Source organism: Amylibacter sp. IMCC11727, from assembly GCF_029854195.1.
Classification (GTDB): domain Bacteria; phylum Pseudomonadota; class Alphaproteobacteria; order Rhodobacterales; family Rhodobacteraceae; genus Amylibacter.
Map to the genome: position 1 here is coordinate 737,070 of NZ_CP122960.1, position 7,931 is coordinate 745,000.

At 54.0% G+C, this 7,931-nt stretch carries 9 protein-coding genes (1 of these 9 only partly in view); 7 read left to right on the top strand and 2 right to left on the bottom strand.

All coding sequences use genetic code 11. The features are described from left to right. Positions 1–81 precede the first annotated feature (81 nt). Positions 82–1,560 (top strand): FMN-binding glutamate synthase family protein, encoded by a 1,479-nt coding sequence (locus QBD29_RS03855; RefSeq protein WP_280101028.1) that lies wholly within the window; start codon positions 82–84, stop codon positions 1,558–1,560. Then, positions 1,542–2,726 (top strand): cytochrome P450, encoded by a 1,185-nt coding sequence (locus QBD29_RS03860; RefSeq protein WP_280100006.1) that lies wholly within the window; start codon positions 1,542–1,544, stop codon positions 2,724–2,726. The genes QBD29_RS03855 and QBD29_RS03860 overlap by 19 nt, the downstream gene beginning before the upstream one ends. Here the strand turns inward: QBD29_RS03860 and QBD29_RS03865 are convergent. Beyond that, entirely contained in the window at positions 2,723–3,706 is a 984-nt protein-coding gene (locus QBD29_RS03865; RefSeq protein WP_280100007.1) for a serine hydrolase domain-containing protein, read from the bottom strand. The genes QBD29_RS03860 and QBD29_RS03865 overlap by 4 nt on opposite strands. 124 nt (positions 3,707–3,830) lie before the next feature. Between QBD29_RS03865 and msrP the strand changes: the two genes are divergently transcribed. Further along, positions 3,831–4,760, top strand: a complete 930-nt coding sequence (gene msrP, locus QBD29_RS03870) for a protein-methionine-sulfoxide reductase catalytic subunit MsrP (protein ID WP_280100008.1) — start codon at positions 3,831–3,833, stop codon at positions 4,758–4,760. 34 nt (positions 4,761–4,794) lie between these two features. Here the strand turns inward: msrP and QBD29_RS03875 are convergent, their stop codons facing one another. After that, a complete protein-coding gene (locus tag QBD29_RS03875) occupies positions 4,795–5,166 on the bottom strand; it encodes a GFA family protein (protein WP_280100009.1) in 372 nt (123 codons plus the stop codon). A gap of 184 nt (positions 5,167–5,350) precedes the next feature. Here QBD29_RS03875 and QBD29_RS03880 point away from each other — a divergent pair, with 184 nt between their 5' ends. The 4 genes from QBD29_RS03880 to QBD29_RS03895 all read left to right on the top strand — a co-directional run. Next, positions 5,351–6,613, top strand: coding sequence for a tetratricopeptide repeat protein (locus QBD29_RS03880; RefSeq protein WP_280100010.1), 1,263 nt, complete (start codon positions 5,351–5,353; stop codon positions 6,611–6,613). Then, the gene (locus QBD29_RS03885; protein ID WP_280100011.1) at positions 6,613–6,849 is read left to right on the top strand and encodes a hypothetical protein; all 237 of its coding nucleotides are present in this window, start codon (positions 6,613–6,615) and stop codon (positions 6,847–6,849) included. The genes QBD29_RS03880 and QBD29_RS03885 overlap by 1 nt, the downstream gene beginning before the upstream one ends. 89 nt (positions 6,850–6,938) lie before the next feature. Next, positions 6,939–7,538 carry a protein-methionine-sulfoxide reductase heme-binding subunit MsrQ gene (gene msrQ, locus QBD29_RS03890; protein ID WP_280100012.1) on the top strand — a complete coding sequence of 200 codons (600 nt, stop codon included), beginning with the start codon at positions 6,939–6,941 and terminating at the stop codon, positions 7,536–7,538. Further along, a protein-coding gene (locus tag QBD29_RS03895) for a serine hydrolase domain-containing protein (protein ID WP_280100013.1) crosses the window boundary here: on the top strand, positions 7,535–7,931 show its 5' portion. The gene runs 473 nt beyond the window's last position; 397 of the gene's 870 nt are visible here — the first part of the coding sequence; its start codon is at positions 7,535–7,537; its stop codon lies off the right edge, out of view. The genes msrQ and QBD29_RS03895 overlap by 4 nt, the downstream gene beginning before the upstream one ends.

A 7,931-nucleotide genomic window follows, 5' to 3' on the forward strand; every position in this document is an offset into this window, starting at 1 on the left:
ATTGTGTTTTGCAATTTGGTTGCTTTGGGGGTCATTTGCGGTAGGTTTTCTGCACCCTGAGGAGGTCGCCCCATGTTTTTTATGAATGCCGTTTCGGACGTTTTATTCTTTTTCGCTGTTCTGTTTATCTTTGCCATTGGGTTGGCGGTGCTGGCCACGGTGGTGATGTTTGTGATCGACCGAACACAGAAGGGGGACGCGGTGCGGCGGAATTATCCCGTGGTGGGGCGGTTTCGGCATATTTTTACTGAATTGGGCGAATTCTTTCGGCAGTATTTTTTCGCGATGGACCGCGAGGAGCTGCCGTTTAACCGTGCGCAACGGGATTATGTGAAACGGGCGACCACAGGTAAGGGCAATACCATTGCGTTTGGATCAACGCGGAATTTGGAAGTGCCAGGCACGCCAATTTTCGTGAATGCGCCGTTTCCGCCGCTTGATGAGCAGGCAGCCAAGACAGAGCCGATGCAGATTGGGCCTCATTGTCGGACACCATATATGGCGCCGTCGATTTTCAATATCTCTGGGATGAGCTTTGGTGCGATTTCAAAGCCTGCGGTTAAGGCGTTGTCGCGTGGGGCAAAGCAAGCGGGGATTTGGCTGAACACAGGGGAAGGCGGGTTGAGCCCGTATCACCTGCAAGGGGAATGCGATATCGTGTTTCAGATTGGCACGGCAAAATACGGCGTGCGCGACGAAGACGGAAATCTGTCGGATGACAAGCTGCGCGAGATTGCGGCCCATGACACGGTGCGCATGTTCGAAGTAAAGATGGCGCAGGGGGCAAAGCCGGGAAAAGGGGGCATTCTGCCTGCGGAGAAGGTAACAAAGCGGATTGCAGAAATTCGCGGTATTCGGGAAGGCGAAGCGTCGATCAGCCCAAATCGTCATTTGGACATCAGTACTGTTGGTGAATTGCTCGATTTTATTGCGCATGTGCGTGAGGTGACGGGCAAGCCTGTTGGGTTTAAAACTGTCGTAAGCGACGATGGCCCGATGCGCGAGTTGTTTGAAGAGATCAAGCGGCGTGGCGATGAACATGCCCCTGACTTTATCACGGTGGACAGTGGAGATGGGGGGACGGGGGCAAGCCCGATGCCGTTGATGGATCTGGTGGGTGTGACCATTCGGGAAAGCCTGCCGATGATGTCCGATCTGTTGGTGGAATTTGGACTGCGTGAGCGCATTCGGCTGATTGCCAGCGGGAAATTGATGGTGCCAAGCGATGTGGCATGGGCGCTGGCAGCGGGGGCGGATTTTGTGACCAGCGCGCGCGGGTTCATGTTCTCGCTCGGCTGTATTCAAGCGTTGAAGTGTAACAAGAACACTTGTCCGACGGGGATTACGACCCATGATCCGCGGTTTCAAAAGGGATTGGTGCCAAAAGATAAGTTCGACAAAGTTGCGAATTACGCCAAAACCATGATCAAAGAAGTAGAAGTCATTGCGCATTCCGTTGGAGTGACAGAGCCGCGGGGCATTCGCCGCCACCATGTGCGGATCGTACAAGACAACGGGCGATCAATACGAATGGATGAGATTTGGCCACGACCGAAGTAATACCCGCATACGATGTGGACTTTTACAGCGATGCGGTGATCCGCGATCCGTTGCCCCATTACGCAGCACTGCGGGAGCTTGGGCCTGTGGCGTGGTTACCCAAGCAAAACGCGTATGTTCTGACACGGTATGCTGAGGTGGTTGAGGCGTTGCGTAAGCCAGATGTATTTGTATCTGGAAAGGGTTTGTCCCTGAACGACGATGTGAATGCGCTGCTGATTGGCAATTCGTTAAATTCAGACGGGGAGGAGCATCGGCGCAAGCGCAGCATTACGGCGACGCCCATTAACCCCAAAGGTATTGTCGAGCTAACGCCCTATATCGAACAAGCAGCAGAGCAATTGGCCGACACCTTGGTGGCACGTGGGCGGTTTGATGCGGTGGCGGATTTTGCGCAGATTTTGCCGCTGACCATTGTGACAGAATTGGTGGGCCTGTCGGAAACGGGTAAGGCGAATATGCTGACGTGGGCGTCTGCCGCGTTTAACCTATTTGAAGGGTATAACAAACGCTCTGTTGATGCGTTTGATGATCTGCGCGGTTTGCAGCAGTTTTTGGCAGAAGAGGGACGGCCTGATCGGTTGAAAGAGGGTGGATTGGCGCGGCGCATTTTTGAAGAAGCGCCTGCGAAAGGGTTTTCACAGGACGAAGCGGCGCAGCTGATGCGCGACTATATTAATCCATCGCTTGATACGACGATTTCGGCGCTGGGCTTTGCTGCCTATCATTTTGCCAAAGACCCCGCGCAGTGGGATATTTTACGAGATGATCCAAGCCTGATCCCCAATGCGATTGAAGAAATCGTACGTCTGTCCACACCGATCCGCGCATTTTCGCGGTTTGTGGCAGAGGATTATGCGATGAGTGGTGTGACCTTGCCACAGGGCAGCCGTGTGATAGTGGTTTATGCCAGCGCGAACCGTGACCCGCGTGTGTTTGAAAACCCCGATACGTTTGATGTGACGCGCAATGTGCGCAAACATGTGGGATTTGGCCACGGGGTGCATATGTGCATGGGGCTGCATCTGGCACGTTTGGAAATGCGCAGCGTTCTGGCGTCGATGTTGAACCGGGTGACGCGGTGGGCGTTAGACGGCGCACCAGTCGTGGCGATGAACAACACCATCCGCGCGTTTGAGCGGTTGCCTGTGCGGGTGCTGGCTTAGCGGTTGTAAACTGCCCCCGCCATAGCCGCATCAAGGGCAAAGGATTTGTCCCAGTCGACACAGCGGTTGTGGGTGACGACGACGGAGACTTTACCCTCATAGTAGGCAAAGTAGCTGCCGCCCGAGTTTTTGGGGCCAAAGCACAAAAGGCCGAAGTGCCAGTGATTGTAAGCGCCGTTAAATTCGCGCCAGAAGGTGCCCATGCCGTAGTTCACTTTGGCGTTCAGTGCTGTGCTGGGATAGGCGGTTGGTTCCGCGCCAAGCGTGCCGCCATCGCCAAAAGTTCCGATCACGAAATGGGTGTAATCATCTGCTGACATGGACCAACCGCCGAAGGCTGCAAACGGGCCATATATAGTAGAGAGGGTTTGTGTCGTGATGCCGAGCGGTTTTAGCACGGCTTCGTTACAATAGGCTTCGTAGGTTTGGCCTGATGTGACTTCTATAATGCGACCCAAAATCGCGTAGTTTTCGTTGTTATAGTAATAAGTGTTGCGGGCCGCGTTTTGAGGCGCGCGCGACAGAGCGGTTTTCGCGGCTTTGTCATGGACAACTGTGTCGCCGCCGACCCAGCGTTGCATGGGTTTTTGGGTTTGGTCGGGGGCCAGCCCTGAGCCGTGTGTGATCAGTTGGCCCACGGTAATGTCGGCGTTGGTGTCTTTAACGAATATCGTGTCCCCAAGGAGTGTGCCTACAGTATCCGAAAAGGTGAACAAGCCGTCGTTGATTGCGTGGGCGGTGCAGGATGCGGTGATGGCTTTGCCAAGGCTGGCAAACGGCATGGGGGTTTGGGCATCCGTGCCGTGGCCCATCGACATGATGATCTTGCCGCCTTTGGAAACTGTTATCGTGGATTTGGTGACATCGTTGTCTTTGATCCATTGTTCCCAGCCGGCCTGAACCCGTTCCAATTGCGTGCCTGCGCTGGCGGTAAGTGGCAGGATGAGAGCGGTTGCAACAGCGAAGCAAAGCGATTTCATGGGTGATCCTTTGAGTTTTGAAGATTGTAACCATTCCAACAAGGTCGTGAACAGGGGTGTTTTGCGTTGGAATATGCGCCCTGCTAGGCCACATTGAGCGTGATATGAAAAGGGAAGGTATCCGATGGCCCGTTACAAAAGCGATTTGAAGTATTCGAGCGTGACGCCGAAAGCTGATTTCATGAACCGTCGTCAGTTGATGGCGGGTGCAGCAGGCTTGGGCCTTGCGGCTGGGCTTGGGATGCCTGCGGCGGCCAAACTGAACGCGACCAAGACGGATTATGGCGCGGGGTTGGAGCTGACGTCTTATGAAGATGCGACGACCTACAATAACTTTTACGAGTTTGGGACAGGCAAGGGCGACCCTGCGAAATATGCAAAAGCGCTGACGACCGACCCGTGGTCTGTAGAAATTGGCGGTTTGGTGAACAAACCTGGCACTTACGCGCTGGAAGATATTCTTAAGGACATGACGCTGGAGGAACGGATTTATCGGTTCCGTTGTGTTGAAGCCTGGGCGATGGTTGTGCCGTGGGTCGGGTTCCAGTTGTCTGATCTGATCGCAAAGGCCGATCCGCAAGGTAATGCAAAGTATGTGGCGTTTGAAACGCTGTTGCGCCCGAAAGAAATGCACGGACAAAGCAGTGGGTCGTTCCCGTGGCCTTATGTTGAAGGGTTGCGCATGGATGAGGCGATGCACCCGCTGAGCTTTATGGCGACAGGGATGTATGATGAGGTTCTGCCAAATCAGAACGGCGCGCCGCTGCGTTTGGTGGTGCCGTGGAAGTATGGGTTCAAATCTATCAAATCCATCGTCAAGATTACGCTGACAGAGAAAGAGCCGCCCACAACGTGGAACCGCATCAATGCGCGGGAATACGGGTTCTATAGTAATGTGAACCCAGAGGTGAATCACCCGCGCTGGTCACAGGCATCTCATCGGATCATCGGGTCTGGGTTGTTTGCCAAAAAAGAACCGACGTTGAAGTTCAACGGGTACGGTGAAGAGGTGGCGAGCCTGTATGACGGGATGGACCTGTCGAAGTTTTATTAAGTTCTATCGCCAATGAATGTAAACGCGGCTGCCATTATTGGCGGTCGCGTTTGTGTTTCTGCATGCCCACAAATTCAGGCAGCCAGTTTTCGCGCCGCTCGCACCAAAGTTCATAGGTGGGTGTGAATTGGTTTGGGGTGTCGAGTATGCCGAGGTGGATTTCAACCTCGCCGTCTGATGTGGCGAAAACCGATGCGCCGCAGGTTGGGCAAAAGTGGCGGTCTTTGTATTGGTGGGTGTCCCCTGTGATTGTGACGTCAGACGGCGCAAAGGCTGCGGCGGCGTAAAAGACTGCACCGTGGTGTTTGCGGCAATCAAGGCAGTGACAAATGCCGACACTTTTGGGATCGCCTTTGGCAGAAATTCGGATTGCGCCGCATGTGCAACTGCCTGTCGCGTGGGTCATTTCACACTCCTATATATAGGTCGTGTTTAGCGCGCCCCAAAAGGGCCGTCTACGTTCCCTTTTGCCAGCGGGTTTGAGGTGCGATTTTTCCCACAGAAGTTGTTAAGCTGGGACGTGATTGTGTTTGGTGTTTTCCTGACACTCTATTACTTCTTTAATGGATAAGATTTATTAGGAGACGCAAATGCTGCGCGATCGATACGACAATGAATTGACGACATCGTCTGAAGTGGCCTGTGCCCAGTACATAGAAGGTGTGGATCGCGTGTTAAGCGGAGCGGCAGATATGGCCGAACCGTTTCAGGCGGCTGTGGCGGCGGATGATGGTTTCACGCTGGCTTATGTTGGGTTGGCGCGGGCGCTGGTTTTGTCTGGGGATATGCCAGCGGCGAAGGCGGCGATGGTACGAGCCACGGAATTGGCCGAAGGGGCATCCGGGCGCGAAGCCAGCCATGTGAATGCCATGGGGTTGTTGTTTAAAGGGAAGGCAATGGAGTCCTTGGCTGCCACGCGTGAACATGTGCTGACGTGGCCGCGTGATGTCATTATCGCGCAATTGGCCACGAGCGTTTTCGGGTTGATCGGGTTTTCAGGGCAGGCGGCGCGCGAGGCATCCATGTTCGCCTATACTGAGAGCCTGTTGCCTCATTATGGTGAGGATTGGTGGCTGTTATCGCAGCATGCGTTTTCCATGTGCGAAGTTGGCATGTTGGGGCGTGCGAGCAAAATGATTGATCGGTCTTTGGATATTAAGCCCAACCATGCGCACGCCGCCCATGTGCGATCTCATGTCTATTATGAACAGGGGAATTTGCGCGATGGGGTCGGGTATTTGGAGGAATGGCTGGGGTCCTATGAAAAGCGCGCGTTGATGCATGGGCATTTGTCATGGCATGTGGCGCTGTGGGCGTTGGAGCAAGGCGATGTTGATAAGATGTGGGCCACGGTGGATGCAGGTGTAAAACCAAACGCATCTGAAGGACTGGCCATCAATACGATTACCGACACGGCGTCTATCTTATATCGTGCGGAATTGGCGGGGCATGAGGTATCTGCGGATCGTTGGAAACAAATCAGTGAATATACAGCGCAGATGTCACCCAAGGTGGGGCAGAGCTTTATTGATATGCACGCAGCGCTTGCCCATGCCATGGCGGGAGAGGGCGAGTTGTTAAAAGCCTATATAGATGCGGGCAAAGGGTTCGCTGCGGATGTTGTGCGAGACTGCGCGAAAGCTTTTGACGCCATGACCAAACAAGACTGGGCAGGGGCAACGCGGGCGTTAACAGCAGTGTTGGTCGATGATGCGCGTTTGGGCGGCAGCCGAGCGCAGCGGGATTTGTTGGAGCTGAGCCTTGCGAATGTGTTGATGCGCCAAGGCAAAGGCGAAGAGGCAGAGCGCATTTTGGGGCTGCGCCGTCCGATTTTGGCCCACGGAGCACATTGATGACACGAGACGACGCGCCAGAATTGGTTCGGCTTGGCTTAACTGGGATCAATAAGCGTTCGACCGCTTGGGTCTTTGTGGTTTTGTGCGGCGTTATTGCGATTGCGGCGTGCGTTTACGTTTATGTCACGCGGGATTGGTTGTTTGGGAGTGCAGGTGTATTGGTCGGCGTTGGGTCTGGAGCTTGGTACTATACTTGTATTGCCTGGATGGATCGCCACGACGCGTGGGATTGAAACAATTCTAACAGGTCAGTCACTTTGCGGTATTCCTTTGCGTGAATGGATAGGGTGCGCAATAAAACGGCAAATGGCTGGAGTAGATTATGTCTGTGAATAATGTGGTGCGTGTGATCCCTGCTTGGGTGATGTATTTCATTCTGCTGATCCCTGGGGCCGTTTTGTTTTGGGGGGTGGTGCAGACCCCTGGGCCCAATCCAGTTGAAACGTTGGAGCATGGGTTGGGGGAATATGCGCTGAAGGTTTTAATCCTTGGGCTGTTGATTACGCCGCTGCGTGATTTGGTGGGGTGGAACCTGATTAAGTTTCGCCGCTCTATCGGTTTGATGGCGTTCTTTTACGTGCTGGCGCATTTGGTTGTGTATCTGCTGCTGGACAAACAGCTGGAGTGGGAACCCATCATAAAGGACATCACAAAGCGGCCTTATATAATAGTGGGCGTGGTTTCGTTTTTGATCCTTTTGCCGTTGGCTATCACATCAAACAATCTGTCGATCCGAAAGCTGGGGCCAATCGTGTGGCGCAAGTTACATGTATGGGTGTATTTGGCTGCGATCCTTGGGGCGTTGCATTTTGTATTGCTGAAAAAGACGTGGCAGTTTGAGCCACTGATGTATCTGGCGATCTTTGTTCTGCTGATTGGGTATCGTTGGGTGAAACGTATGGGACGGACAGCTGCGCGATGATCACGGCTTGGCAGACGGATACGGGGCGTTTTGCCAGCAGTGAAGAAGTGGTCCCTTGGTGGAGTGTGACCAAGACCGTGATTGCAACCGCCTGTTTGCGGTTGGCGCAAAAGGGGCAATTGGATTTGAACGCACGGCTGAAAGGTCGTGCGTTTTGCGTTGCGGACCTGTTGGCGCATCGTGCGGGTGTTGCGAGTTATACGGGTTGGGCCGAATACCACAGAGCCGTGGACGCGGGTGGCGCAGCGTGGCGCGATGATGCGGTGCTGGCAAAAGCAGAGGCGGCGGGCGCGGATTTTGAAGTGGGGGCAGGATGGTCCTATTCCAACACCGGCTATTTAATTGTGCGCCGTATAGTAGAAGAGGTGACATCCCAACCGATTGAACGCGCTT